Source organism: Aureimonas glaciei, assembly GCF_014643375.1.
Lineage (GTDB): Bacteria > Pseudomonadota > Alphaproteobacteria > Rhizobiales > Rhizobiaceae > Plantimonas > Plantimonas glaciei.
In genome coordinates this window covers 239,251-265,429 of sequence record NZ_BMJJ01000003.1, presented here as the reverse complement: position 1 = coordinate 265,429, position 26,179 = coordinate 239,251, and the positions used below count along the sequence as shown (strand labels likewise).

The window sequence follows — 26,179 nt, the reverse complement described above, 5'->3', positions numbered from 1 at the left end:
AAAAACCCCAGGCATCCCTGTGCGTATATGATGACCCGCGTCAATGGCTAGAGCCGGCTTGCCCCCGGGGAACGGCCCGCCGCACAAGTTTGTTGGCTACCTCGCGACCGCAAGACCTTGGTAACCAAGATCATTGCCGCGTTGGCCCGCCGTCAGGCATGGCGCAGGGCGGGATAGAGCGCGCGGTAGCGGCCATAGGCCTCGTCGACGGCGGCGGCGAGGTCCCGGCGCGGCGCGAAGGCGCGCGCGATCGGCGGCTCACTCATGATCTCCAGGGGATCGGCACCGGTGGCTGCGCACAGGCCCAGCCTTGCTGCGCCCAGCGCCGCGCCGAAATCGCCCGCCGCCGGCAGCACGATCTCGCAGTCCAGCACCGTCGCCATCAGCTCCAGCCAGTAGGCCGAGCGCGAGCCGGCGCCGACGGCGACCAGCCGGTCGACCGTGCCGCCGCCGGCGACGAGGCAGTCGCGCATCGAGAAAGCGACGCCCTCGAGCACAGTCCGCGTCATGTCCGGCCGGTCGGTGTCGGCCTCGAGGCCGGCGAAGACGCCGCGGATGGCGGCATCGTTGTGCGGCGTGCGCTCGCCCGAGAGATAGGGCAGGAAGAGGAGCCGGCCGGGCGCCTGAACGTCCGTCCCGAGCGCTTGGGTCAGCTCGCCCGGCGTCTCGCGCAGGAGCTTGCTCAGCCATTCGAGCGAACCGGCGGCGGAGAGCGTCACGCCCATCTGGTGCCAGGTGTTCGGCAGCGCATGGCAGAACGTGTGCACGGCCGTTTCCGGCCGCGGCGCATAGCTCGCCGCTGTGGTGAACAGCACGCCCGACGTGCCGAGCGACAGAAAGCCCGAGCCCGGTCGGACGATGCCGACGCCGCAGGCCGAAGCTGCATTGTCGCCGCCACCGCCGGCGACGACGATGCCGAGACCGAGGCCCCATTCCGCCGCGAGATCCGGCCGCAGCGTGCCGCTGACTTCGGTGCCTTCGACCAGAAGCGGCATGTGATCGAGCGTCAGGCCCGTGCGCGCCAGCATTTCCGGCGACCATTCGCGCGCGCCGGTGTCGAGCCAGGCCGTGCCCGCGGCGTCGGACATTTCCGAGACCGCCTCGCCGGTCAGCCAGAGGCGCAGAAAATCCTTCGGCAGCAGGACGCGGCGAATCTTGGCGAAGATCTCGGGCTCGTGCCGCTGCACCCACAGCAGTTTCGGCGCGGTGAAGCCTGGGAAGACGATGTTGCCGGTGATCGCCCGCGACTGGGCGTCGTCGAGCTCGTGCGCCTCCTCATGCGAGCGGGTGTCGTTCCACAGGATGCAGGGGCGCAGCACCCTGTCGTCGGGGCCGACCAGCGTGGCGCCGTGCATGTGGCCGGAGAGGCCGATTCCCTCGACCCGGGCCAGCGCCTCGGCATGGCTCGCCTTCAGCATCCCCATCGCCGTCTGGCAGGCGGCGATCCAGGAGGCCGGGTCCTGCTCGGACCAGCCGAAATCGGGCCGCTCGACCGTCAGTGGCACGCTGGCGGTGGCGATCGGCGCCTGGTCCTCGCCGATGATGAGGACCTTCAGCGAGGAGGTCCCGAGGTCGAAACCCAGATAGTTCGGCATGTGATCGGCCTTCTCGATGAGGTCCGGCCACGAGGCCGGGAGTCGGATCAAAAACGGCGGGCCGCCCTGCGTCAACTGCAGGGCGGCCCGCGGGGTACAGGGCGCGAAGCGCGGTCAGACGTAGCGGTTGACGATGCCTTCGAGCAGCTCCTGGCGGCCCGACCGCGGCTGCGGGTCGAGCCCCTCGGCACGCGCGGCGATTGCTTCGAGCGTGCGCCCGCCCGAGGCCATGGCCTGGCCTTCCTCGCCCGACCAGCCGGCATAGCGCTCGGCGAGCGGCCCCGTCAGCGCACCGTCGGCGAGCATCTTCTCGGCGGCCAGAAGCCCGCGCGCGCAGGTGTCCATCGAGGCGACATGGGCGATCAAAAGGTCGTCCGGCTCGATCGACTGGCGGCGGATCTTGGCGTCGAAGTTCAGGCCGCCGGTGGAGAAGCCGCCATGTTTGAGCATTTCGTGGAAGACCAGCGCCATTTCCTTGGCGTCCATGGCGAACTGGTCGGTGTCCCAGCCGAGCAGGTCGTCGCCGCGGTTGACGTCGAGCGAGCCGAAGATGCCGAGCGCATAAGCGAGCTTCACCTCGTGCTCGAAGGAATGGCCGGCGAGGATCGCATGGTTCTGCTCGAGGTTCAGCTTCACGTCCTTGGTCAGGCCGTAGCGCTCAAGGAAGCCGTAGACCGTCGCCGTGTCGTAATCGTACTGGTGCTTTGTCGGCTCCTTCGGCTTCGGCTCGATCAGGATCGGGCCGGAGAAACCGATCTTGTGCTTGTAGTCGACGAGCATGGAGAGGAAGCGGCCGAGCTGGTCGAGCTCCTTCTTCATGTCGGTGTTCAGCAGCGTCTCGTAGCCCTCGCGCCCGCCCCAGCAGACGAAGTTCGCGCCGTTCAGCTTATGGGTGGCATCGATCGCGGCCTTCACCTGGCCGCAGGCATAAGCGAAGACGTCCGGGTCCGGATTGGTCGCCGCGCCCGCCATGTAGCGGCGGTTGGAGAAGAGGTTGGCGGTGCCCCAGAGCAGCTTTACCTTCGCGCTCTGCATCTTCTCGGCGAAGATGTCGGTGATGACGGCGAGGTTGCTGTTGGATTCGGTCAGCGACGCCCCTTCCGGCGCGACGTCGACGTCGTGGAAGGCGAAGAAGGGCACGTCGAGCAGGCGGAACATCTCGAAGGCCACCTCGGCCTTGGCCTTCGCCTGGCTCAGCTCGTCGCCGCCGTGCATCCAGGGGCGCAGAAAAGTCTCGCCGCCGAAGGGGTCGCCGCCCGGCCAGGTGAAGGAGTGCCAATAGGCAACGGAAAAGCGCAGATGCTCCTCCATGCGCTTGCCCATCACCATCCGGTCCTTGTCGTAGAAGCGGAAGGCGAGCGGATCGGTCGAGGCCTCGCCGGCGAAGGCGACGGGTTCGGTGCGCGTAAAGAACGAGGTGGTCATGGGGCTCCTCCGAGCAGTGCGGCGGTCCGGCCAGGGGCTGGAACCGGGGTTGCGTATCTCACATCGACGGGACGAGGCAAGCGGGGCGGCCGGTCGCCCGTCTGTCCGGCGGAGCGGTCGACCGGGCGTCCGGACGGGGCGTCCGGCGGGGCCTCCAAGCGGGGCGCCGTCACGGCATGGCTTCCGCCGCCAGGATCGGCGCCACCGTCTCCATTCGCGCGCCGGCGCTGGGCGCCCGCGAAAACTCCTCGTCGACGGCCGCCAGCGCCAGCGTCGTAGCGGCCTCCATGGTGACGCGGTCGACATCGGGCAGGACGTGGAAGGGAATGTCGGCGCCGGCCCCGGCGATGGCGCTTTCGGCGATGCCGCGCCGGATCGAGGGTTCGAGCAGGTCCATCGCCGCCGCGCCCGAGCCGACGAAGACGATCGGCAGCGGGTCGATCAGCGCGAACAGGCGCCCGAGACCGTAGCCGATGGCCTCGCCGGCGCGCGCGAAAGCCTCTTTCGCCGCGCCCTCGCCGCCGCGCGCGGCGGCCGCCAGGCCCCGCATGTCGGCGTCCGGCACCCGGCGCTCGACCGCCGAGGGTGCGCCACGGGCGGCGCGCCAGATTGCGTAGTCGCCGGCATAGGCCTCGATGCAGCCGCGGTTGCCGCAGCGGCAGAGGTCGCCGCGCGGAATGTGGTTGAGATGGCCGAATTCGACCGCCGAGGTGTGCGAGCCGCGAAACGTGCGGCCGCCGAGTTTCAGCCCCATGCCGACGCCGAAGCCGATGAACAGCGTGGCGAAATCGGCGGCCTCGACCTCGTTGCCCCAGCGAAACCGCTCCGGCATGGCGCCGCAATCGTTGAGGATGCGCGTCGCCGCCCCCGTCGCCGCCTCGATCGGCGTCGCGATGTCGACGTCGCGCATCTGCAGAACCGGCGACCAGGCGATGCGCCGCTCGGCCGCGTCGGTCACGCCCTGCACGCAGACGACGATCTGGCGCAGGGCGCCCTCGCCCATCACGCCGCCGGCCGTCGTCTGGGAAAGCAGCGTCAGCACGGCCTCGACCAGCTCACCCGGCGAAAGCTGGGAGAGCCCGAGTTCCCGCCTCCCGGTGGCCAGGGTCGCGCCGGCATAATCGCAGACCGTCACGGCGATCTCGCCGACGGTGATGTTGACGGCGGCGACGCGCGCGACCGCGCCGCAGAGTTCGAGGCTCACCTCTGGCCGGCCGCGCCCTTTCGGGGGCTCGGCGGAGCCGATCTCGCTGAGGATGGCGCTCCGCACCATGTCGCTGCCGATCGCCGAGGTGGAGGACAGGGACAGGCCCGTCGCCTCGCTCATGCGGCGGCGCGTCGACACCTTGAAGCGGCGAAAATGGTCGAGGATGATGCGACGGTTCTGCGACCGGACGGCATCGGCGTCCGCCTTCGAAAGCATGCTGTTTCCGGCTCCTCCCGCCCCGGCTTGCGGCCCCGTTGCCGAGGCGTCGCCGGTGATTGTCGCCATGTTGACACGGATAATTTTGTCTGTCACGATTTTTTCCGAGGCTTGGAAAAAGTCAGTTCGATGCTTTTCCAGGCACTCGACGGGATGGGAGAGTCCCGGGTTTTTGACGGGCGCCACGCGCCTCTGGGAGGAACACCATGAAGAGATTGACCCTCGCCCTCGCGGGCGCAGCGTTTTCGTGCCTGCTGACGGGAACGGCGTTCGCGCAGGCCGGCAAGACCATCGGCGTGTCCTGGTCGAATTTCCAGGAAGAGCGTTGGAAGACCGACGAAGCCGCGATCAAGGCCGCCATCGAGGCCGCCGGCGGAAAGTATATCTCGGCCGACGCGCAGTCGTCCGCCGCCAAGCAGCTCACCGACGTCGAGAGCCTGATCTCGCAGGGCGCCAACGCCCTCATCATCCTCGCCCAGGATTCCGATGCGATCGGCCCGGCGGTCGAGAAGGCCGTCAACGAGGGCATCCCGGTCGTCGGCTATGACCGGCTGATCGAGAACAAGGACGCCTTCTACATCACCTTCGACAACAAGGAAGTCGGGCGCATCCAGGCGCGCGAGGTCATGAAGGTCGCCCCCGAGGGCAACTACGCCTTCATCAAGGGCTCGTCCGCCGATCCGAACGCCGACTTCCTCTTCGCCGGCCAGGTCGAAGTGCTGAAGGAGGCGATGGACGCCGGCAAGATCAAGAATGTCGGCGAGGCCTATACCGACGGCTGGCTGCCCGAGAACGCCCAGGCCAACATGGAGCAGATCCTGACGGCCAACAACAACGAGGTCGCGGCCGTGGTCGCCTCCAATGACGGCACCGCCGGCGGCGCCATCGCGGCGCTGGAAGCGCAGGGTCTCGCCGGCTCCGTGCCGGTCTCCGGCCAGGACGCCGACTTCGCCGCACTGAACCGCATCGCCCGGGGAACCCAGACCGTGTCGGTCTGGAAGGACTCGCGCGAACTCGGCAAGCGCGCCGCCGAAATCGCGATCGAGCTCGCCGACGGCAAGGCGATGGGCGACATCGCCGGCGTCACCGCCTTCAACGGCGGCGCCAAGGGCATCGAGATGGAATCCATCTTTCTGACCCCCATCGCCATCACCAAGGAAAACCTCGGCACCATCATCGATGCCGGCTGGGTGGCGAAGGACGTCGTCTGCCAGGGCGTGACCGACACCACGGTCGCCGCCTGCCAGTAAGCCAGTCGGCCGCGCCTCCCCCGGGGATGCGCGGCCGTCTCTGACCGACGGCGTGCCTTTAGGCGACCCCGCCGAGGCCGCAACCCCAGCGCCGTCGCAGGCATGCCAGCTTTGCCCCCTCGCGCCATGGGGCCGGCAGGCGCACGGCATCTGCGGCGGTCTCGCCCGTCGCGGCCGGCGCACCCCGGCGGTTCGCCGGTGGACCGGACAACAAGCCGTGGGGCCAACGCTGCCCGGCAGGACAAGCCGAAAGCCGCCGCCAGAAGCGGTCGATCCAACAGCAGGAGGCGACGATGTCGCAGGCACCATCGCAGGCCCCAGCCGGGCGCACGTCGCAGGACGGCGCCGTCAAACGGCTGCTGAAAGCGACCGAGATCGATACCCGCATGCTCGGCATGCTGGCTGCGCTGGCGGTGATCTGGGTGGTCTTCCACTTCCTCTCCGGCGGTATCTTCCTCACTCCGCGCAATCTCTGGAACCTCACCGTCCAGACCTCCTCCGTCGCGGTGATGGCGACCGGCATGGTGCTGGTCATCGTCACGCGCAACATCGACCTCTCCGTCGGCTCGATCCTCGGCTTTACCGGCATGATCATGGCGCTGATGCAGACCGCCACCCTGCCGCAGCTGCTCGGCTTCGAGAGCCCGTTCACCTGGGTGCTCTCGCTTGTCTGCGGCGTGGCCGCCGGCGCCGTCATCGGCGGCTTCCAGGGCTGGATCATCGCCTATCGCGGCGTTCCATCCTTCATCGTCTCGCTCGGCGGCCTCCTGGTCTGGCGCGGCGCCGCCTGGTGGGTCGCCTCCGGCAAGACCATCGCGCCGATGGACTCGACCTTCCGGCTGATGGGCGGCGGCGCCGAGGGCTCGATCGGGGTGACCGCGACCTGGGTGCTGGCCGCCCTCGCCTGCCTCGCCGTCGCCGCCTCGCTCGTCCTCGCCCGCCAGAAGCGCACGCGCTTCGGCTTCCCGCTGCGCCCGGTCTGGGCGGAAGCCGTGCTGGCGGCCTGCGCCTTCGTCGCCATCCTCGGCGCGGCCGCGGTTCTCAACGCCTATACCTGGCCGACGGCGATCGCCCGGCGCTATGCCGAGGCGAACGGCATCGCCTGGCCGGAGGGCGGCTTGCTGATCGGCTACGGCGTCGCCATTCCGGTCCTCATCGCCATCGTCACCGGCATCGTCATGACCTTCGTCACCAAGCGCACGCGCTTTGGCCGCTACGTCTTCGCCATCGGCGGCAATCCGGAAGCGGCGGAGCTGGCCGGCATCAACACCCGCTGGGTGCTGATGAAGGTGTTCATGCTGATGGGCGGGCTCGCCGGCATTTCCGCCGCCATCTCCACCGCCCGCCTCAATGCCGCGACGAACGCGCAGGGGACGCTGGACGAGCTCTACGTCATCGCCGCCGCCGTCATCGGCGGCACCTCGCTCGCCGGCGGCGCCGGCACCATCGCCGGGGCGCTGCTCGGCGCGCTGGTGATGCAGTCGCTGCAGTCGGGCATGGTGCTGCTCGGCGTCGACTCGCCGCTGCAGTCCATCGTCGTCGGCATCGTCCTCGTCATCGCCGTCTGGATCGACACCGTCTACCGCAGGAGGGCCGCATGACCGCGTCCAGCATGGCCGAGATCACCGACCACGGCCCAGGCCATTCCGCCCCGGTCGACCGCTCCGGCCCGCCGCTCGTCGAGATGCGCGGCATCTCCATCGCCTTCGGCGGCATCCACGCCGTCGACGGCGCCTCGATCGACCTCTATCCCGGCGAGGTCGTGGCCCTCCTCGGCCACAATGGCGCGGGCAAGTCGACGCTGATCAAGATCCTCTCCGGCGCCTACCAGGCCGGCGAGGGCGAGATCTTTGTCGAGGGAAAGAAGGTCGCGATCACCAATCCGCGCGACGCCAAGGCTTTCGGGATCGAGACGATCTACCAGACGCTGGCGCTGGCCGACAATGTCGACGCCGCCGCCAACCTCTTCCTCGGCCGGGAGAAGCTGACCCCCTGGGGCACGCTCGACGACGCGGCGATGGAGGCGGAGGCGCGAAAAGTGATGGGCCGCCTCAACCCCAACTTCCGCCGCTTCAAGGAGCCGGTGAAGGCGCTCTCCGGCGGCCAGCGGCAGTCCGTCGCCATCGCCCGCGCCATCCTCTTCAACGCCCGCATCCTGATCATGGACGAGCCGACGGCCGCCCTCGGCCCCCAGGAGACGGCGCAGGTGGGCGAACTGATCAAGCAGCTGAAGAAGGAAGGCATCGGCATCTTCCTGATCAGCCACGACATCCACGACGTCTTCGACCTCGCCGACCGCGTCGTCGTCATGAAGAACGGCAAGGTCGTCGGCGGCGCCGCGACGTCCGACGTCACCAAGGACGAGGTCCTCGGCATGATCATCCTCGGCAAATGCCCGCCCGGCGCGGTGCCGGGGCCCGGGGCGAGCGTGGGGTAGTTCGCCCGCGCGGAGCGGACCGAAGAAGGTCGCCCGCGATCCACGCGGCATGTTTGGCGGGGTGCCTTGGCCCAGGACCGCGAGCGTGACCCGCATCATCAAGCTAGACCTCTTGATAACCCATCGCGATCGGTTATCCTCGGGGAGGATTGGTGAGGTGTCCGCGTGGTCACGGTTCTCAGGGCTCTCGGGCTGTCGGTCCGGATCTACAAGGACGATCACCCGCCCGCTCATGTCCACGTCCGATACGGCGGCGGGATGGCCAAGATCGACCTTGCCGGCCCCGAGAACCTTCCCATCCTGGTCTGGACGCGGGGACTGAATTCGGCCGATGCGCGCCACGTCCTCGACTATGTCGCCGAGAACCGCCCCTATCTGCTCGCCCGATGGGAAGAAATCCATGGTGCCTGAGATCAGCGAAAGCGAACTGGCAGCGGCCAGAGACCTTGGCAAGGCGATGGAGAACTCGCCTCTCCACGCCATCGCCGCGCGCTACGATGCGCCGTCCGGCCGGCTCGTCATCGATTTCCAGAACGGGGCGACTTTCATGGTACCCGCCCGACTTCTGCAAGACCTGGAAAACGCGGGAGATGACGACCTTGCCGAGGTCGAACTGGAATTCGGCTATGCTTTGCGCTGGGACAAGCTCGATGTCGATTTCACCGTCCCGGGCATCGTGACCGGCATTTTCGGCACCGCTTCCCACATGGCGCGCCGGGCCGGACAAGCGAAGTCGCCGGCAAAGGCGGCAGCCGCGCGGGAAAACGGCCGGAAAGGCGGACGGCCGAAGAAACTGTCAGGCGGGTAGGACAGGCCAGCAGCATTCGAATGCCGCCGGCCGCTGATGAACGCAGGCGGTGACGAATTCTGACCTATGGGCTGCGGAGAAGCTCGTGTAGGCGGCAACCCGATGCGGCACATCGTCTGACGGAAGTCCCCTCTTCCCGCTGCCGCGACCTTCTCCCCCACGGGGAGAAGAAAGCAGCGTCGGCGATTACGCCCTACTACAGACCGTGCAAGGGCTGGCGCCATTCCTCGCCCCGGAGGGGAGAGGGGTCCGAAGGACGGGCGAGACCAGTGTCTCGCCCTGGAGGATGCGAGCGACAGCAAGCAGACGGGAGAGGGGCGGCGCATCGTCGTGAGACTCAATCACGCCGTTGTCACGTTTCCCGTCTCCGTGCTCTCGCAGACCTACAACGCTGCGCGAACACAGCGACGTCTCGCCGCCGGCGTGACGCCAATGAGGATTCTCCCAGCGGCCAGCGCGGGTTTCGGAGCGAGCCCCCCGCCCCTTCAGCGCCCCGCGCTGGGGCGAAGCGTCTCCGCCAGCCGGCGCCAGGAGACCAGGGCGGCCTGGCGGGGCGTCGCGGCGCTGGCGCGGCGGTGGCTGCAGGCGAAGCAGCGGCAGGGTTCCTTGTCGGACGGGGCCGGCGCGGCGACATTGGGCTTGGCTGTCGGCTCGTTGAACACCAGCATGTCGGTCACCCCCCGCAATTGTCACTTCAAGCTAGCCCGGACCAAGGCCTTTGAACAGGGGATAACGGCACTGCAGCAATCGACCAAAGTCGCAGTGTGACGGCGCGGTGACGCCCAGCGCGCCTTCCGGCACAAGGGCCAGCATCCCATCGCCGTCGCCCCTCCCCGGCCGCGTGCCGGCGATGGATCGCAGTGCATGCCACGACCGTGCGGCAGCGCGGCACGGCGCCCGCAACACCCTATCCTCGCCGGGCGGTTTCCGTTAGCTGTCGGGCTCGCGCAAGACCAACTGGCAGGATCCCCATGAGCCGCATCGTCTATGTCAACGGCAGTTACGTCCCCGAGGAAGAGGCGAAGGTCTCGGTCTTCGACCGCGCCTTCCTGATGGCCGACGGCATCTACGAGGTGACGACGGTGGTCGGCGGAAAGCTGATCGACTTCGCCGGCCACATGGCGCGGCTCGGCCGCTCGCTCGCCGCGCTGAAGATGACGCCGCCCGCCGATACCGAGGCGCTCCTGGCGATCCACCGCGAACTGGTCGTCCGGAACGGTCTCGACGAGGGGCTGATCTATCTGCAGGTGTCGCGCGGCAGCGCCGACCGCGACTTCTCCTTCCCGCCGGAGGGGACGCCCCCCACCCTCGTCCTGTTCACGCAGAAGGTCGCGGTGCTGGAGCGCGAGAGCGTGCGGAGCGGCATCAAGGTCGCCTCGGTGCCGGACCTGCGCTGGGGCCTGCGCGACATCAAGACGGTGCAGCTCCTCTACCCCTCCATGGCCAAGATGGAAGCCAAGTCGAAGGGCGCCGACGATGCCTGGATGGTGGAAAGCGACGGCACAGTGACCGAGGGCTCGTCGAACAATGCCTACATCATCACCAAGGCGGGCACGCTCGTCACCCGCGCCCTCTCCCATGCCATCCTGCACGGCATCACCCGCCTCGCGGTGCTGCGCCTCGCCCGCGAGACCGGCCTGACGGTCGAGGAGCGCAGTTTCACGCTGGACGAGGCGAAGGACGCGCGCGAAGCCTTCATCACCTCGGCCTCGGCCTTCGTCACCCCCGTGGTGTCGATCGACGGGCAGCGGATCGGCGACGGCACTCCCGGCGAGACGACGAAGCGGATGCGCGAAATCTACATCGCGGAAAGCCTCGCCACCGCCATCTGAACGATGGCGAAGCCGGACCCGGTGCGCAGGCCGGGCCCGCGGTGCCGCCGAGCCGCGATCCGGCACGACCGTACGGCGTGCCGGTGGCGCGCGTCGACCGGTCAGGCCGCGGGCGACGCCAGCGACGCCTCGATCGCGTCCGACAGGATGGAAAGGCCGAGGTCGATCTCGTCCTCGGACACCGTCAGCGGCGGCGCGATGCGGAAGACGCCGCCCATGCCGGGCAGCTTGACGATGTTCATGCTGAGGCCGCGAAGCATGGCCTCGTCCATGATCCGGGCGCCGAGTTTGAAGCCGGGCGATTTCGAGTGGCGGTCCGTGACGATCTCCAGGCCCAGAAGCAGCCCGCGTCCGCGCACGTCGCCGATGCATTCGAATTTCTGCTGCAGCGACGAGAGGCCCTGCTTGAGGCGCGCGCCCCGCCGGACCGCCTGATCGACCAGCCCGTCCCGCTCCACCACTTCGAGCACCCGGAGGCCGACGGCGGCGGGCAGCGGGTCGGAGGCGTGGGTGGTGTAGAACAGATAGCCGCGCTCGAAGGCCTGTTGCTCGATCGCCGCCGTCGTCATGACAGCCGCCAGCGGCAGGCCGGCGCCGAGCGTCTTCGACAAAGTGAGAATATCGGGCGTGACGCCGTCCTTCTGGAAGGCGAATATGGTGCCGGTCCGCCCGACGCCGGTCTGCGCCTCGTCGAGGATCAGCAGCATGCCGCGCTCCTCGCATTTCCGCTTCAGCGCGGCGAGGTAGCCCTCCGGCAGTTCCAGGATGCCGCCGCTCGACAGGATCGGCTCGGCGATGAAGGCGGCGAGATTGCCGGTCGACTGCTGGTCGACGAGGGTGAACGCGTCGTCGAGCTCGCTCTGCCAGTCCAGCGTGCCGTCGGCATGCTTGAAGCGGGGGCGATAGGCGTTCGGCGCGGGAATGGCGAAAGAGCCCGCCGTCGCCGGACCATACCCCTTCCGGCCGGCGCTGTAGGTCGCCGAGGCGGCCGCGCCCGTCATGCCGTGCCAGCTCTGCGCGAAGGCGACGACCTCGAATTTTCCGGTCACGAGCTTGGCCATGCGCAGCGCCGCCTCGTTGGCCTCCGCGCCCGTCGTCAACAGCTGCACCCGCTCCAGTCCCGGGGCGAGGCCGGCCAGGCGCGCGGCGAGCGAGACCACCGGACGGCTCAGCATGCCGCTGAAGAGATGCGCCACCTTGCCCATCTGCTCGGCGACGGCGGCGACGATGTCGGGATGCCCGTGCCCGAGCACCGCGCTCATCTGGCCGGAGGTAAAGTCGAGGATTTTTCGGCCGTCCGCGTCGAAGACGAAGCTGCCCTCGGCGCGCTCGATGATCACCGGTTCGAAGGCCGGGCCGTAGCGCGTCAGGTTCTTGTGGGCAGCGTCCCAGAAGGCGGGCTCGGCATTCAGCGACATGGGGTCAACCTTCGGCATTGGCGATGGCTAGGAATGGCGCGATTGCGGCGGCAAATCGAATTGATAATACTGCAATCCGATATGAACGGATTTGATATGCTCGATTTCCAGCTGCTCCGCAGTTTCGCCATCGTCGCCCGCACCGGTTCGATCAGCGCCGCCTCGGCGCAGATCGGCCGCACGCAATCGGCGCTGAGCATGCAGATGCGCCGGCTGGAGGCGACCGTCGGCCAGAAACTGCTGCACCGGACGGGCTCGGGCGTCGGTCTGACCGTCACCGGCGAGCGGCTCCTGATCCACGCCGAAGCGCTGCTCGGACGACATGACGAGGCAGTGTCGGACATGGCGGGAACGGGCCTCCGGGGCTCGATCAGCTTCGGCTGTCCCGAGGAATATTCGATCGCCTTCGTGCCGGGCCTCCTGAAGGGGTTCTGCGCGGATCATCCGGACGTGGAGCTGCGCATGGTCTGCGCACCGACAATCGACCTGCGCGGCCTGTTGCACCGCCGGCAGCTGGAAATGGCGCTGGTCTCGACGCCGGATGCGGCTGGCGGCGAGACCATCCGGTCGGACGGTTTCGTCTGGGTCGGAAATCAGCCGGAGCCTGCCCTGCTCGCCCAGGACGTCCTGCCGCTGGCGCTGTCGGCCCCGACCACGCTCGACCACCGCGCGGCCTGCGACGCGATGCAGTCGACCGGCCGGCGCTACCGGCTGGCCTATGCCAGCAACAGCCTCGCCGGCCTCATCGCGATCACCCGCTCCGGCCATGCCATCAGCGTCACCACGCGCGCGGCCGTCCCGGGCGACCTCCACATCCTCACCCGGGATCTCCCGCCCCTGCCCGAGATCGGCATCGCGCTGGCCTTCGCCAGCGCGCCGCAGTCGGCCGCGGCGCATGCCCTTGGCGCGCACATCCGCGCGGTGCTCCCGACCCTTTAGGGCACTTTCGCATTGCGGGCGAAACTGCTGCAGTGCGCTTTCGCTTTCCCTTTTCCAGGTTTCGCTTTAGACAGGGCGACTTCCTCGCATCCAGGCCTCCCCATGCTCTCCGATCGCCAGCTGCAGATTCTCGAAGTCGCCAAGCGGCTCGGCCGCGTGCAGGTCGAGGAGCTGTCGCAGCGCTACGACGTCTCGGTCCAGACCATCCGCAAGGACCTGAACGAGCTCTGCGACCAGCGGCTTCTCGCCCGCGTCCATGGCGGGGCGGTAATCTCGTCCGGCGTCGAGAATGTCGGCTACGACGCGCGGCGGTCGATCGCGGCGACGGAGAAGGCGGCGATCGGCCGCGCCGTCGCCGACCTCATCCCCGACCGCGCCTCGCTGTTCATCAACATCGGCACCACCACCGAGGCCGTGGCGCAGGCGCTCTTGCGCCATGCCGGGCTGATGGTGATCACCAACAACATCAACGTCGCCACCATCCTGCGGCCCTATCCCGAGATCGAGGTGATCATCGCCGGCGGTGTCGTGCGGCGCTCGGACGGCGGCATCGTCGGCGAGGCGGCGGTCGACTTCATCCGCCAGTTCCGCGTCGACTTCGCCGTCATCGGCGTCTCCGCCATCGATCCCGACGGCTCGCTCCTCGACTACGACTACCGCGAGGTGCGCGTCGCCCAGGCGATCATGGCCAATGCCCGCCAGGTGATCCTCGCCGCCGACGCCACCAAGTTCGAGCGCAGCGCGCCGGTGCGCATCGGCCATCTCAGCCAGATCTCGTCCTTCGTCACCGACGTCTGCCCCCTACCGGGCATCGCGCGAATCTGCGCCGAGGCGAACGTGGCGCTGGTCGAGGCGCTGGGGGAGAAGGTCGAGGCGCGGCGGGAAAGCGCGGCAGACGCCGAATAATTCCGTCTTATTTAGGCGATTTCGCCGGCGGGTTGGCATCGGCAGCATTATCGGTCGGCACCGAACCAGGTTTCCAGAACTAGTCATCCCGGGCTTGACCCGGGACCCATGCCGAGGCGCTCGTCGCTGCCAAATCGGTTCAGGTGGGAAGGTCCGCCGCTCTCGATTTCGTTCGGCGATTTGGCATGGGTCCCGGCTCAAGGCCGGGATGACTAATCCTGAGAGGGAGCGGACCTCACCATTGCACCAAACCGGAGCGCCACACCAAAGCGCCTGCGTCGAAATTCACAGAGGTAGCATCGAAGAAGCACCGACCCTTCACCCGTATTTTCGATTGACTTTCGTTTCCCTTTCGCTGATCCTGCCCGGAGTTTCGCAAGCGCACGTTAGATGCTGCAATGCGAAAAGGGTGGAACATGAAGCATTTCGACATCTTCATCATCGGCGGCGGCATCAATGGCTGCGGCATCGCCCGCGACGCGGTCGGCCGCGGCTATTCGGTCGGGCTGGCCGAGATGAACGACCTGGCGTCCGGCACCTCGTCCTGGTCGACGAAGCTTGTCCATGGCGGCCTGCGCTATCTCGAGCATTACGAGTTCCGGCTCGTGCGCGAGTCCTTGATGGAGCGAGAGGTGCTCTGGCGCATCGCGCCGCACATCATCCGGCCGCTGCGCTTCGTGCTGCCGCACCACAAGGGCCTGCGCCCGGCCTGGCTGCTGCGCCTCGGCCTGTTCCTCTACGACCATCTCGGCGGCCGCAAGGCGCTGAAGGCGACGACCACGGTCGATCTCTCCAGCGGGCCGCTCGGCGCGCCGCTGAAGACTGGCTTTTCCAAGGGCTTCGAATATTCCGACGCCCGCGTCGACGACGCCCGCCTGGTGGTGCTGAACGCCCGCGACGCCGCCCTCCGCGGCGCCGAGATCAAGGTGCGCACCAAGGTCACCGGCGCCCGGCGCGAGGGCGACAAGTGGCACGTGACGCTCAGCGCGAGGGATGGCGGCGCGGCGGAAACCGTCACCGCCGACTTCCTCGTCAACGTCGCCGGCCCCTGGGTCGACCGCATCCTCCAGCAGGCCATGGGCCGCAACGAGGCGCACCACATCCGCCTCGTCCAGGGCTCGCACATCGTCACGCGAAAACTCTACGAGCACGACCGCGCCTACATCTTCCAGAACGCCGACAACCGCATCATCTTCGCCATCCCCTACGAGGACGACTACACGCTGATCGGCACGACCGACCGCGACTTCGACGGCGAGCCCGGCGAGGCCAGGATCACCCCGGCCGAGACCGACTACCTCCTGAAGGCGGCGAGCGAGTATTTCGAAAAGCCGGTGACGGCGACCGACATCGTCTGGAGCTTCTCCGGCGTGCGGCCGCTCTATGACGACGGCGCCTCCAAGGCGCAGGAAGCGACGCGCGACTACGTTCTCAAGGTCGAGGGCGAGACGGGCGAGGCGCCCGTCCTCAACGCCTTCGGCGGCAAGATCACCACCTACCGCAAACTGGCGGAGGAAGTGCTGGAGAAGATCGCCGACCGGCTGGGTCCGCGCGGCCAGCCGTGGACGGGCACGCAGCCTTTGCCCGGCGGCGGTTTTCCCCTCGACGGCGTCGACGCGCTGGAGCGCCAAGTGCGCACGGCTGCCGGTGCGCTCGATGCGCGCAGCGTGCGCCGGCTGGTCCGCTCCTACGGGCTCGAGGCGCTGGAGATCGTGCAGCCGAGAGCGGGACGGCAGGGGCTCGGCCGCGATTTCGGCCATGGCCTGTTCGCCGCCGAGGTCGACTGGATGATGTCCCGGGAATGGGCGGTCACGGCCGAGGACGTGCTGTGGCGCCGCTCGAAGCTCGGCCTGCGTTTTTCGCCTGCCGCAGCGGAAGATCTGGCGGGCTACATGGAAACTTATAGACTGACGCAAAGGACGGCGGCCGCCTGATACCGCGACCGGGGGGCTTCCCCGAACGCAGGGCCGCGACCTGGGAGGGTGCATGCTGGAACTGATCGATGTCGGCCGCAAGGTCGGAGCCGAGACGCAACTGTCGGGGATTTCGCTGCGCCTCGAGCGCGGCTCCCTGAACGTTCTGCTCGGCCCGACGCTCGCCGGCAAGACCACCTTGATGCGGCTGATGGCCGGGCTCGACCGTCCGACCTCGGGGCGCATCCTGATGGACGGCAAGGACGTGACGGGCGTGCCCGTGCGCCGCCGCAACGTCGCCATGGTCTACCAGCAGTTCATCAACTACCCCGCCATGACCGTCTACGAGAACATCGCCTCGCCGCTGCGCGTCGCCGGCAAGTCGAAGGCCGAGATCGAGGCGGCGGTCGCCAAGGCGGCGGCGCTGATGAAGCTCGGCCCCTATCTCCAGCGCACGCCGCTGACGCTTTCCGGCGGCCAGCAGCAGCGCACCGCACTCGCCCGTGCGCTGGTCAAGAACGCCGAGCTCGTGCTCCTCGACGAGCCACTCGCCAATCTCGACTACAAGCTGCGCGAAGAACTGCGCGAGGAACTGCCGCGGCTCTTCGCCGAGACCGGCGCGGTCTTCGTCTACGCCACGACCGAGCCGACCGAGGCGCTGCTTCTGGGCGGCAACACCGCGACGCTGTCGGAAGGCCGGGTGACGCAGTTCGGCGCGACGCCCGAGGTCTATCGCCGGCCGGCCGATCTCGTGACGGCCAGGACCTTCTCCGACCCGCCGCTGAACATCCTCACCTTGACCAAGCGCGGCGCGGTGTTTTCCGGCAGCGGCCAACTCGGCGTGACCGTACCCGCGCGCTACGCCTTCCTGGCCGACGGTTCCTACCAGGTGGGCCTGCGCCCGCATCATCTCTCGGTCGGCGGCGCCTTTTCCGAAGGGGCGCGGCTTTCGGCCCGGGTGGAGCTGTCGGAAGTGACGGGCTCGGTGACCTACGTGCATGCGGACTGGCAGGGCACCCGCCTCGTCGCCGTGTTGCCCGGCATCCACCGCGTCGCGACGGGCGATCCGATCGCGCTCGATTTCCGGCCGGATGACATGATGCTCTTCGATGCTGCCGGGCGCGCCGTTGCCGCCCCCACCGCCCTTGCGGCCTGAGGAGAGAGCCATGGCCCGCATCCGCCTCGACCATATCCGCCACGCCTATTCCGCCGATCTCGCCCGCTCGGGCAACTACGCCCTGCGCGAGGTCGACCACGAATTCGAGGACGGCGGCGCCTATGCGCTGCTCGGCCCCTCCGGCTGCGGCAAGACCACCCTCCTCAACATCATCTCCGGCCTCCTGACCCCGTCCGAAGGCCATGTGCGCTTCGGCGACCGGGACGTGACGCTGCTGTCGCCCGAGGCGCGCAACATCGCCCAGGTGTTCCAGTTCCCCGTCGTCTACGACACCATGACGGTGCGCGAAAACCTCGCCTTCCCCCTGAAGAACCGCAAAGTGCCGAAGAGCGAGATCGACCGCCGCGTCACTGACATGCTCCAGCGCATCGGCCTCGCCGAAAAGGCGGACCGGCGTGCGCAAGGGCTGACCGCCGACGAGAAGCAGAAAATCTCGCTCGGCCGCGGGCTCGTGCGCTCGGACGTCAACGCCATCCTCTTCGACGAGCCGCTGACCGTCATCGACCCGCACATGAAGTGGCAGCTGCGCTCGCAGCTGAAGGAACTGCACCGGCAGTTCCGCATGACCATGGTCTATGTCACGCACGACCAGACCGAGGCACTGACCTTCGCCGACAAGGTGGTGGTGATGTATGACGGCGAGGTCGTCCAGATCGGCACGCCGGAAGAGCTGTTCGAGCGGCCGAAGCACACCTTCGTCGGCTATTTCATCGGCTCGCCCGGCATGAACGTCCTCACCTGCGCCGTCGAGGGCACGGACGCCCTCGTCTCCGGCACGCGCATCGCCATCCCGGGCGGCGCCCGTCCGACGAAGGGGGCGGCCAAGACCGAGCTCGGCATTCGCCCCGAATTCGTCCGCCTCGTGCCGCGCGGCCAGGGCATGCCCGTCACCGTCACGCGGGTCGAGGACATCGGCTCGGAGCGCATCGTGCGCGCCGACTTCAACGGCCAGAAACTGGTTGCGATCGTGGGAGAAGGTGAGGGACTGCCGGCGGAGGCCGACGTCGTCTTCGACCCCTCGGCGCTGAATCTCTACGCTGATTCCTGGCTGGTCGACCGATCCGGACCGACGCCGACCAGCAACCGCGCCGGCGATCGAGCCGGCAGTTCGACCGGGGGGAGAGCGGCATGAACAAGACCTTCGACAACAAGGCCTGGTTCTTCGTCCTGCCGGTGCTGGTCCTCGTCGCCTTCTCCGCCGTCATCCCACTGATGACCGTGGTCAACTACTCCGTCCAGGACACGTTCGGGCGCAACGAGTTCTTCTGGAACGGCACCAGCTGGTTCGTCGACACGCTGCAGTCGCCGCGCTTCCACGCCGCGCTCGGTCGCAACCTGATCTTCTCGGCCATCATCCTCGCCATCGAGATACCGCTGGGTATCCTCGTCGCCCTGGCCATGCCGAAGAAGGGCATCTGGGTGCCGGTCTGCCTCGTCCTGATGGCGCTGCCGCTGCTCATCCCGTGGAACGTCGTCGGCACGATCTGGCAGGTGTTCGGGCGCACCGACATCGGCCTGCTCGGCCACTTCGTCGCCTGGCTCGGCATTCCCTACAACTACGTCCAGAACAGTTTCGACGCCTGGGTGACGCTGATCGTCATGGACGTCTGGCACTGGACGAGCCTCGTCGTCCTCCTCTGCTATGCCGGCCTCGTCTCGATCCCCGACGCCTACTACCAGGCCGCCAAGATCGACGGCGCCTCGCGCTGGGCCGTGTTCCGCTACATCCAGCTGCCGAAGATGGGCCGCGTGCTCCTGATCGCCGTGCTGCTGCGCTTCATGGACTCCTTCATGATCTACACCGAACCCTTCGTCGTCACCGGCGGCGGCCCCGGCAACTCGACGACCTTCCTGTCGATCGATCTCGTCAAAATGGCCGTCGGCCAGTTCGACCTCGGTCCGGCGGCGGCCATGAGCCTGATCTACTTCCTGATCATCCTCCTGATGTCCTGGGTCTTCTACACCGTGATGGAAAACGCCGGCCGCGACCGCGCCGTGAAGGAGCCGGTCGAATGAGCCACACCGCCCCGACCCTCCCGCGCCAGGCCGCCGACGGCATTCCGCCGGCCGCCCATTCCGAGACCGCCATCGCCATGCGCAGCCGGATGAAGTCCGGCCACTTCAAGCCGAAGGCGCTGATCCCGATCGTCTACATCCTGTTCCTGTTGTTGCCGATCTACTGGCTGGTCAACATGAGCTTCAAGACCAACACGGAGATCGTCAACCAGTTCACGCTGTTCCCGGCCGAGCCGACGCTCGCCAACTATCGCGTGATCTTCACCGATCCGTCCTGGTACAACGGTTACATCAACTCGATCATCTACGTCGTGATGAACATGGTGATCTCGGTGGCGGTCGCCCTGCCCGCCGCCTACGCCTTCTCGCGCTACCGCTTTCTCGGCGACAAGCACCTGTTCTTCTGGCTCCTGACCAACCGCATGGCGCCGCCGGCGGTCTTCGCCCTGCCCTTCTTCCAGCTCTATTCGGCCTTCGGGCTGATCGACACGCACATCGCGGTGGCGCTCGCCCACTGCCTGTTCAACGTGCCGCTGGCGGTCTGGATTCTCGAAGGCTTCATGTCGGGCGTGCCGAAGGAGATCGACGAGACCGCCTATATCGATGGCTATTCCTTCCCGCGCTTCTTCTTCAAGATCTTCACGCCGCTGATCGCGTCGGGCATCGGCGTCGCCGCCTTCTTCTGCTTCATGTTCTCCTGGGTCGAGCTCCTGATCGCCCGCACCCTGACGGTGACCGACGCTAAGCCGATCGCCGCGATCATGACGCGCACGGTCTCGGCCTCGGGCATGGACTGGGGCGTCCTCGCCGCCGCGGGCGTCCTGACCATCATCCCCGGCGCCATCGTCATCTGGTTCGTGCGCAACTACATCGCCAAGGGCTTCGCCCTGGGGAGGGTGTGATGCCAGCCCTCATGACCTCAGTCGACGATGTCCTCGATGCCGAGCTTCAGGGCCTTCGCCAGCGCCTTCAGCGTCGACAGCCGCGGGTCGATCTTGCGGCTCTCGATGTCGCTGACCGTCGCCGGACGAAGGCCCGCCGCGGCGGCGAGTTCCGCCTGCGTCAGGCCGACGGACTTGCGCCAGGCGGCGAGCGGGTGAAGTTCGCCCGCCCAGACCGCGCTCGCCAGGTCGCTCAGCATGCACGGGGCGTCAGGGTAATCAATTTCGGCCTGACGAATGAGAGCGATATCGCCGGAATCCTCAATCAGGTCTTCATACTCCGCACGAGTCATGACGATCATGCTCTCGCCTTTGAGGTTTACCGCTTCGTTCATTTTGACACCTCACCGATAGACTTCGCGTCGGTGGGCGACGCGAAGGACGATCATGTTTCCCTGCACGACGAACAGCGCGCGCCAGACACCTATTCTCATTCGATATTCATCGCGGCCGGACAGCTTTTTGACGTCACCATGCCCTGTGTCCGCGTAGATCTGCAGCTTTGCCTTGATGGCCTCACTATCTCGCACAGGCAGCCGACTCAGAACCTTTTCGGCATTCGGATGAATAATGAGCTGCATCATAAAATCCGCTTTAGCGCTAGAATAAAATACCTCAAAGCGGATATCCGTGCAAGGAGCACCAGATGATCGACCTCACCTGGATGGCCTGGACCTGGCCAACCGCGATCTTCTTCATCGCCATCTTCGCGCTGATCGCCTTGATGGGCGTCTGGGAATACGCCTCGCCCGGCGGCAACCCGCGCTACGGGATATTGCGCTTCGAGACGACGCGCGGCGACCGGCTGTTCCTGTCGCTCTTGGGTTCCGCCTTCATCTGCCTCGGCTTCCTCGGCCTCAGCGAGATCTCGTTGTGGTGGGCGCTCGTCGTCTGCTTCGGCTATGCCGTTCTGGTTTTCCGCCTCGTCTAGAGGCGCTTCTCTTTCGCCTCCCGACGGAGGCGGGATACGGCGCGCGCGACCTCGGCCGGTCGACGCCAGCGCGCCTCACTCATCGACCGGCCATCCGTCTCTCTGGGAGGAGATTTTGATGAAGAAGCAATGGATGCTCTCGGCCGCCGCGCTGGCGCTGACGCTCGGCGCCGGCCCCGCCTTTGCCGACATGGACGCCGCCAAGTCGTTCCTCGACACCGAGATCAAGGATCTTTCGACGCTCGACCGCGCCGCTCAGGAGAAGGAGCTGCAGTGGTTCATCGATGCCGCCAAGCCCTTCGCCGGCATGGACATCAAGGTCGTCTCAGAGACGATCGCCACGCATGAATACGAGTCCAAGGTGCTCGCGCCCGCCTTCACCGCCATCACCGGCATCAAGATCACGCACGACCTGATCGGCGAAGGCGACGTCGTCGAGAAGCTGCAGACGCAGATGCAGTCGGGCGAGAACATCTACGACGCCTACATCAACGATTCCGATCTGATCGGTACGCACTGGCGCTACCAGCAGGCGCGCAACCTGACCGAATGGATGGCCGGGGAAGGCAAGGCCGTCACCAATCCGGACCTCGACCTCGCCGACTATATCGGCACCTCCTTCACCACCGCCCCGGACAAGCAGCTCTACCAGCTGCCCGACCAGCAGTTCGCCAACCTCTATTGGTTCCGCTACGACTGGTTCAACGACGAGAAGAACAAGGCCGATTTCAAGGCCAAGTACGGCTACGACCTCGGCGTTCCCGTCAACTGGTCGGCCTATGAGGACATCGCCGAATTCTTCACCGGCCGCGAGATCGACGGCAAGAAGGTCTTCGGCCACATGGACTACGGCAAGAAGGACCCGTCGCTCGGCTGGCGCTTCACCGATGCCTGGCTGTCGATGGCCGGCAATGGCGACAAGGGCATTCCGAACGGCGTGCCGGTCGACGAATGGGGCATCCGCGTCAACGAGCAGAGCCAGCCCGTCGGCTCCTGCGTCGCCCGCGGCGGCGACACCAACGGACCGGCCGCGGTCTACTCCATCCAGAAATATCTCGACTGGATGAAGGCCTACGCGCCACCGGCCGCCCAGGGCATGACCTTCTCGGAATCCGGCCCCGTCCCGGCGCAGGGCGAGATCGCCCAGCAGATCTTCTGGTACACCGCCTTCACCGCCGACATGGTCAAGGAAGGCCTGCCGGTCGTCGATGCCGAGGGCAACCCGAAATGGCGCATGGCCCCCTCGCCGCACGGCGTCTACTGGAAGGACGGCATGAAGCTCGGCTACCAGGACGTCGGTTCCTGGACGCTGATGAAGTCGACCCCGGTCGACCGCGCCCAGGCGGCCTGGCTCTACGCCCAGTTCGTCTCGTCGAAGACCGTCGACGTGAAGAAGAGCCATGTCGGCCTCACCTTCGTGCGCGAATCCTCGATCCGCGACAAGAGCTTCACCGAGCGCGCGCCGAAGCTCGGCGGCCTCGTCGAGTTCTACCGCTCGCCGGCCCGCGTGCAGTGGTCGCCGACCGGCACCAACGTTCCGGACTATCCGAAGCTCGCCCAGCTCTGGTGGCAGGCGATCGGTGACGCGGCCTCGGGCGAGAAGACCCCGCAGGAAGCCATGGACTCCCTCTGCGCCGAGCAGGAGAAGGTCATGGAGCGTCTCGAGCGCGCCGGCATCCAGGGCGACATCGGCCCGAAGATGAACGAAGAAAAGGACATGGAATACTGGGTCGAGCAGGCCAAGGCGAACGGCACCCTCGCTCCGCAGCCCAAGGTCGAGAACGAAAAGGAAAAGCCGATCACCGTCAACTATGACGAGCTGGTCAAGAGCTGGGCCGACGCCGCTCCGGCGAAGTAAGGCAAAGCGCTGCTAGAGGCCGAGGCGAGAGCCCCGGCCTCTTTCACTCAAAAACATCCGTACCAACGTCTCCGAATAGTCATTCTCGGGCTTGACCCGAGAACCCATGCCGTAACCTGTCAGCCGCCAATCCAGGTCAGAATGACCCTTTCTGCACCGAATGGACCACGTTCAGCGCTTCGGCATGGGTTCTCGGGTCAAGCCCGAGAATGACTATGATCGGAGGTCGGCACTCGCATTGAAAGCGGCCAAAGCCGCCATTTCGTTGCAACGGCAACAGCTTTGGGTGCCACGCCCCCATCCGCCGCGTCATTCTCATGTCCTGCAAGGATTCCCCCATGTCCGGCTACGTCCTCGCCATCGACCAGGGCACCACCTCGACCCGCGCCATCGTCTTCGACGACGCCTTCCGCATCGTCGGTGTCGGCCAGCAGGAGTTCGTCCAGCACTTTCCGCGCTCCGGCTGGGTGGAGCACGATCCGGAGGACATCTGGGCCTCGGTGCTGGCGACGATCCGCACGGCGCTCGCCGATGCCTCGCTCTCGGCCGCCGACATCGCCGCCATCGGCATCACCAACCAGCGCGAGACGACGCTGCTCTGGGACCGCGGCACCGGCAAGGCCGTGCACAACGCCATCGTCTGGCAGGACCGGCGAACCGCCGAATTCTGCCGGAACCTCGTCGCCGACGGGGCCGAGGCGATGGTCACCGACAAGACCGGCCTCATCATCGACCCCTATTTTTCCGGCACCAAGCTGCGCTGGCTGCTCGACAACGTCGAGGGCGCGCGCGCCCGGGCAGAGGCCGGAAAGCTCGCCTTCGGCACCGTCGACACGTTTCTGCTCTGGCGCCTCACCGGCGGCAAGGTGCACGCGACGGATGCGACGAACGCCAGCCGCACCATGCTGTTCGACATCTCCGCCAATTGCTGGGACGAGGATCTCCTGAAACTCCTCGGCATTCCCTCGGCCGTGCTGCCGGACGTGCGCGACTGCGCCGCCGATTTCGGCATGACCGATCCCGGCCTGTTCGGCGTTTCCATCCCGATCCTCGGCATGGCCGGCGACCAGCATGCCGCCACCGTCGGCCAGGCCTGCTTTCGCCCGGGCATGCTGAAATCCACCTATGGCACCGGCTGCTTTGCCGTCTTGAACACCGGCACCGAAAAGGTCGCCTCGACGAACCGGCTGCTGACGACCATCGCCTACCGCCTCGACGGAGTCACCACCTACGCACTGGAAGGCTCGATCTTCATGGCCGGCGCCAGCGTGCAATGGCTGCGCGACGGGCTGAAGCTGATGGACCGCGCCGACCGTTCGGGGCCGATGGCGGCGGAGGCGGACGATGCGCAGGACGTCTATCTCGTTCCCGCCTTCACCGGCCTTGGCGCGCCCTGGTGGGATGCCGAGGCGCGCGGCGCGATGTTCGGCCTCACCCGCAGCACCGGCCCGAACGAGATCGCCCGCGCCGCGCTCGAAGCCGTCTGCTACCAGACCGCGGACCTCCTCGACGCCATGCGCCGGGACTGGACGGCCAATGGCGACACGGTGCTGCGCGTCGATGGCGGCATGGTCGCCTCGGACTGGACCCTGCAGCGCCTCGCCGATCTCCTCGCCGCCCCGGTCGACCGTCCCGTGGTGCTGGAAACCACCGCCCTCGGCGCCGCCTGGCTCGCCGGCCACAAGGCCGGCGTCTGGCCCGGCATGGATGGCTTCTCCGACCGCTGGCGCCTGGAAAAGCGCTTCGAGCCGGCCATGGACGCGGTCACGCGCGGCCGCAAGCTCAGCGGCTGGAGCGATGCGGTGAAGCGGACGCTGACGCGGAACTAGCCCGTCAGAGCGCCGAGGGAGATTACCGGCCGTCATTGACGGCGGGATTGCCCCTCCCTTACTCTCGGATATTCCACCCTTGAGGGGATAGGAGCATGGCACTCCACGTCGAGGATCCACAGGTCGGCGCGTTGGCCGACCGTCTCGCAGCAATTAAAGGCGTCAGCACGACCGAAGCCGTGCGGCAGGCACTGCAGAAAGAGCTGGATAGCATCCAGGCTCCGGATGAGATGTCGCGGCGCGTGCGGGAGGCGCTCGAGGTGGTCCGCGCCCTTCATGCAAAGCATCCTCCCACGGGGCAGGTCGCCGACAAGGCTTGGATCGACAGTCTCTATGAAGACGACTGATGTTCGTTGATGCATCCGCTCTCTGCGCCATCATGGCAGCGGAGCCTGATGCGGTTCCGCTGGCGACTCGGATCGAACGAACCTCGAAATCCATCACGTCCGCCATGGCGGTCTGGGAAACAGCGGTCGCGATCTCGCCCATTTTGAGGATAAACCCCACCGAGGCGGCAATGTCGGTCGGCGATGTCGCGGCGAAGCTCGGCATCGAGGTCATCGCCATCCCGCCCTAGGCCGCAGGCTTCGCGATCGAAGCCTTCGAGCGCTTCGGCAAGGGACGGCATCCCGCGGCGCTGAATTTTGGCGACTGTTTCGCCTATGCCTGCGCCCGGCATTTTCGCCTGCCGCTGCTATTCAAGGGCGGGGATTTTGCGCGCACGGACATCGAGGCCGCGTAGCAGGCGATGGGCTGCCGCCTTCGATCCCATCGCCGGCCTTCGCTGGCTGTCCTTCGCCCTTGGCGCGCAAGGCGGGATTGGCAGCCCGATTGACCTTTGCCGCGCAATGCGGTTCACGATGCCGGCATTGTCGCAGCGCCTCCGTCGAGGTTGCCGGGACGCCGGGAGACCAGACCATGAGCACCAGGGATATCGTCCACATCGCGCTGTTTGCGGCCCTGATGGCGGTGCTCGGCGTGTTTCCGCCGCTGATGATTCCGGCGATCGGCGTGCCGATTACGGCGCAGTCGATGGGGCCGATGCTGGCCGGCGGCATTCTCGGCGCCCGGCGCGGCGGGCTGTCGATGCTGCTCTTCGTCCTTCTCGTCGCCGTCGGCCTGCCGCTTCTGTCGGGCGGGCGCGGCGGCATCGGCGCGCTGGTCGGGCCGTGGTCGGGCTTCATCTACGGCTGGGTGGTGTCCGCCGTCGTCATCGGCTTTTTGACCGAGCGCTTCTGGCACCGCCTCTCCTTCGTAACGGCCTTCGCCTTCGCGCTCGTCGGCGGCATCGGCGTCGTCTACGGCATCGGCGTTCCCTGGTTCGCGGCGATGTCCGGCATGGATCTCGGCGCCGCCTTCCTCGCCTCCGCCGTCGCCTTCGTCCCCGGCGATCTCATCAAGGCCGGCATGGCGGCGCTCGTGATGGTCACCGTGCGCCAGGCCTATCCGCTGATCACCCGCGCCCGGAACGCCTGAGCCGG

26 protein-coding genes are annotated in these 26,179 nt (G+C 67.3%); 19 read left to right on the top strand and 7 right to left on the bottom strand.

All coding sequences use genetic code 11. The features are described from left to right. Positions 1–152: 152 nt before the first annotated feature. The 3 genes from xylB to IEX88_RS07980 all read right to left on the bottom strand — a co-directional run bounded on the left by xylB (position 153) and on the right by IEX88_RS07980 (position 4,443). Entirely contained in the window at positions 153–1,595 is a 1,443-nt protein-coding gene (gene xylB, locus IEX88_RS07990; RefSeq protein ID WP_188850060.1) for a xylulokinase, read from the bottom strand. Positions 1,596–1,709: 114 nt separating this feature from the next. Then, entirely contained in the window at positions 1,710–3,020 is a 1,311-nt protein-coding gene (xylA, locus tag IEX88_RS07985; RefSeq protein ID WP_188850059.1) for a xylose isomerase, read from the bottom strand. Between the two features lie 169 nt (positions 3,021–3,189). Further along, complete coding sequence (locus IEX88_RS07980; RefSeq protein WP_244639946.1) at positions 3,190–4,443, bottom strand: ROK family protein; 1,254 nt, start codon at positions 4,441–4,443, stop codon at positions 3,190–3,192. Between the two features lie 206 nt (positions 4,444–4,649). Between IEX88_RS07980 and xylF the strand changes: the two genes are divergently transcribed. The 5 genes from xylF (at position 4,650) to IEX88_RS07955 (ending at position 8,938) form a co-directional block, all read left to right on the top strand. Next, complete coding sequence (xylF, locus tag IEX88_RS07975) at positions 4,650–5,693, top strand: D-xylose ABC transporter substrate-binding protein (RefSeq protein WP_188850058.1); 1,044 nt, start codon at positions 4,650–4,652, stop codon at positions 5,691–5,693. A 293-nt stretch (positions 5,694–5,986) separates the two neighbouring features. Next, positions 5,987–7,294, top strand: coding sequence for a sugar ABC transporter permease (locus IEX88_RS07970; protein WP_188850057.1), 1,308 nt, complete (start codon positions 5,987–5,989; stop codon positions 7,292–7,294). Between the two features lie 11 nt (positions 7,295–7,305). Then, entirely contained in the window at positions 7,306–8,130 is an 825-nt protein-coding gene (locus IEX88_RS07965; protein ID WP_244639996.1) for an ATP-binding cassette domain-containing protein, read from the top strand. Positions 8,131–8,295: 165 nt separating this feature from the next. Next, positions 8,296–8,541 carry a DUF4160 domain-containing protein gene (locus tag IEX88_RS07960; RefSeq protein ID WP_188850055.1) on the top strand — a complete coding sequence of 82 codons (246 nt, stop codon included), beginning with the start codon at positions 8,296–8,298 and terminating at the stop codon, positions 8,539–8,541. Continuing rightward, positions 8,531–8,938 (top strand): DUF2442 domain-containing protein, encoded by a 408-nt coding sequence (locus IEX88_RS07955; protein ID WP_244639945.1) that lies wholly within the window; start codon positions 8,531–8,533, stop codon positions 8,936–8,938. The genes IEX88_RS07960 and IEX88_RS07955 overlap by 11 nt, the downstream gene beginning before the upstream one ends. Positions 8,939–9,423: 485 nt before the next feature. Here IEX88_RS07955 and IEX88_RS07950 read toward each other — a convergent pair whose 3' ends face one another. Next, the gene (locus tag IEX88_RS07950; RefSeq protein WP_188850054.1) at positions 9,424–9,624 is read right to left on the bottom strand and encodes a hypothetical protein; all 201 of its coding nucleotides are present in this window, start codon (positions 9,622–9,624) and stop codon (positions 9,424–9,426) included. Between the two features lie 285 nt (positions 9,625–9,909). Between IEX88_RS07950 and IEX88_RS07945 the strand changes: the two genes are divergently transcribed. Next, a complete protein-coding gene (locus IEX88_RS07945) occupies positions 9,910–10,770 on the top strand; it encodes a D-amino-acid transaminase (protein WP_188850053.1) in 861 nt (286 codons plus the stop codon). A gap of 101 nt (positions 10,771–10,871) precedes the next feature. Here the strand turns inward: IEX88_RS07945 and IEX88_RS07940 are convergent, their stop codons facing one another. After that, the gene (locus IEX88_RS07940) at positions 10,872–12,188 is read right to left on the bottom strand and encodes an aspartate aminotransferase family protein (RefSeq protein WP_188850052.1); all 1,317 of its coding nucleotides are present in this window, start codon (positions 12,186–12,188) and stop codon (positions 10,872–10,874) included. A 96-nt stretch (positions 12,189–12,284) separates the two neighbouring features. Here IEX88_RS07940 and IEX88_RS07935 point away from each other — a divergent pair, with 96 nt between their 5' ends. From IEX88_RS07935 to IEX88_RS07905, 7 genes are all read left to right on the top strand, one after another. Then, complete coding sequence (locus IEX88_RS07935) at positions 12,285–13,127, top strand: LysR family transcriptional regulator (protein ID WP_188850051.1); 843 nt, start codon at positions 12,285–12,287, stop codon at positions 13,125–13,127. A 102-nt stretch (positions 13,128–13,229) separates the two neighbouring features. Continuing rightward, positions 13,230–14,033 (top strand): DeoR/GlpR family DNA-binding transcription regulator, encoded by an 804-nt coding sequence (locus IEX88_RS07930; protein WP_188850050.1) that lies wholly within the window; start codon positions 13,230–13,232, stop codon positions 14,031–14,033. 416 nt (positions 14,034–14,449) lie between these two features. Continuing rightward, the gene (gene glpD, locus IEX88_RS07925) at positions 14,450–15,967 is read left to right on the top strand and encodes a glycerol-3-phosphate dehydrogenase (protein ID WP_188850049.1); all 1,518 of its coding nucleotides are present in this window, start codon (positions 14,450–14,452) and stop codon (positions 15,965–15,967) included. 52 nt (positions 15,968–16,019) lie between these two features. Continuing rightward, positions 16,020–17,102 carry an ABC transporter ATP-binding protein gene (locus IEX88_RS07920; protein WP_188850048.1) on the top strand — a complete coding sequence of 361 codons (1,083 nt, stop codon included), beginning with the start codon at positions 16,020–16,022 and terminating at the stop codon, positions 17,100–17,102. Between the two features lie 10 nt (positions 17,103–17,112). Continuing rightward, positions 17,113–18,255, top strand: coding sequence for an ABC transporter ATP-binding protein (locus IEX88_RS07915; protein WP_188850047.1), 1,143 nt, complete (start codon positions 17,113–17,115; stop codon positions 18,253–18,255). Next, entirely contained in the window at positions 18,252–19,139 is an 888-nt protein-coding gene (locus IEX88_RS07910) for a carbohydrate ABC transporter permease (protein WP_188850046.1), read from the top strand. Before IEX88_RS07915 ends, IEX88_RS07910 begins: the two co-directional genes overlap by 4 nt. An 89-nt stretch (positions 19,140–19,228) precedes the next feature. Then, a complete protein-coding gene (locus IEX88_RS07905) occupies positions 19,229–20,041 on the top strand; it encodes a carbohydrate ABC transporter permease (protein WP_210319256.1) in 813 nt (270 codons plus the stop codon). 17 nt (positions 20,042–20,058) lie between these two features. On the opposite strand, the gene IEX88_RS07900 is transcribed toward IEX88_RS07905, so the two are convergent. Beyond that, a complete protein-coding gene (locus tag IEX88_RS07900; protein ID WP_188850045.1) occupies positions 20,059–20,280 on the bottom strand; it encodes a helix-turn-helix transcriptional regulator in 222 nt (73 codons plus the stop codon). Between the two features lie 144 nt (positions 20,281–20,424). Continuing rightward, on the bottom strand, positions 20,425–20,661 hold the full coding sequence (locus tag IEX88_RS07895; protein WP_188850044.1) for a type II toxin-antitoxin system RelE family toxin: 237 nt from the start codon (positions 20,659–20,661) through the stop codon (positions 20,425–20,427). Positions 20,662–20,726: 65 nt separating this feature from the next. Here IEX88_RS07895 and IEX88_RS07890 point away from each other — a divergent pair, with 65 nt between their 5' ends. The 6 genes from IEX88_RS07890 to IEX88_RS07865 all read left to right on the top strand — a co-directional run bounded on the left by IEX88_RS07890 (position 20,727) and on the right by IEX88_RS07865 (position 26,174). Beyond that, positions 20,727–21,011 (top strand): DUF2160 domain-containing protein, encoded by a 285-nt coding sequence (locus IEX88_RS07890; protein WP_188850043.1) that lies wholly within the window; start codon positions 20,727–20,729, stop codon positions 21,009–21,011. Positions 21,012–21,129: 118 nt separating this feature from the next. Beyond that, a complete protein-coding gene (locus tag IEX88_RS07885) occupies positions 21,130–22,869 on the top strand; it encodes an ABC transporter substrate-binding protein (protein ID WP_188850042.1) in 1,740 nt (579 codons plus the stop codon). A 338-nt stretch (positions 22,870–23,207) separates the two neighbouring features. Next, positions 23,208–24,698 carry a glycerol kinase GlpK gene (gene glpK / locus IEX88_RS07880; protein ID WP_188850041.1) on the top strand — a complete coding sequence of 497 codons (1,491 nt, stop codon included), beginning with the start codon at positions 23,208–23,210 and terminating at the stop codon, positions 24,696–24,698. A 95-nt stretch (positions 24,699–24,793) separates the two neighbouring features. Then, positions 24,794–25,045, top strand: coding sequence for a type II toxin-antitoxin system VapB family antitoxin (locus IEX88_RS07875; protein WP_188850040.1), 252 nt, complete (start codon positions 24,794–24,796; stop codon positions 25,043–25,045). Further along, complete coding sequence (locus IEX88_RS27180; protein WP_308423835.1) at positions 25,045–25,275, top strand: type II toxin-antitoxin system VapC family toxin; 231 nt, start codon at positions 25,045–25,047, stop codon at positions 25,273–25,275. Before IEX88_RS07875 ends, IEX88_RS27180 begins: the two co-directional genes overlap by 1 nt. A gap of 341 nt (positions 25,276–25,616) precedes the next feature. Next, on the top strand, positions 25,617–26,174 hold the full coding sequence (locus tag IEX88_RS07865; protein ID WP_188850039.1) for a biotin transporter BioY: 558 nt from the start codon (positions 25,617–25,619) through the stop codon (positions 26,172–26,174). Positions 26,175–26,179 lie beyond the last annotated feature (5 nt).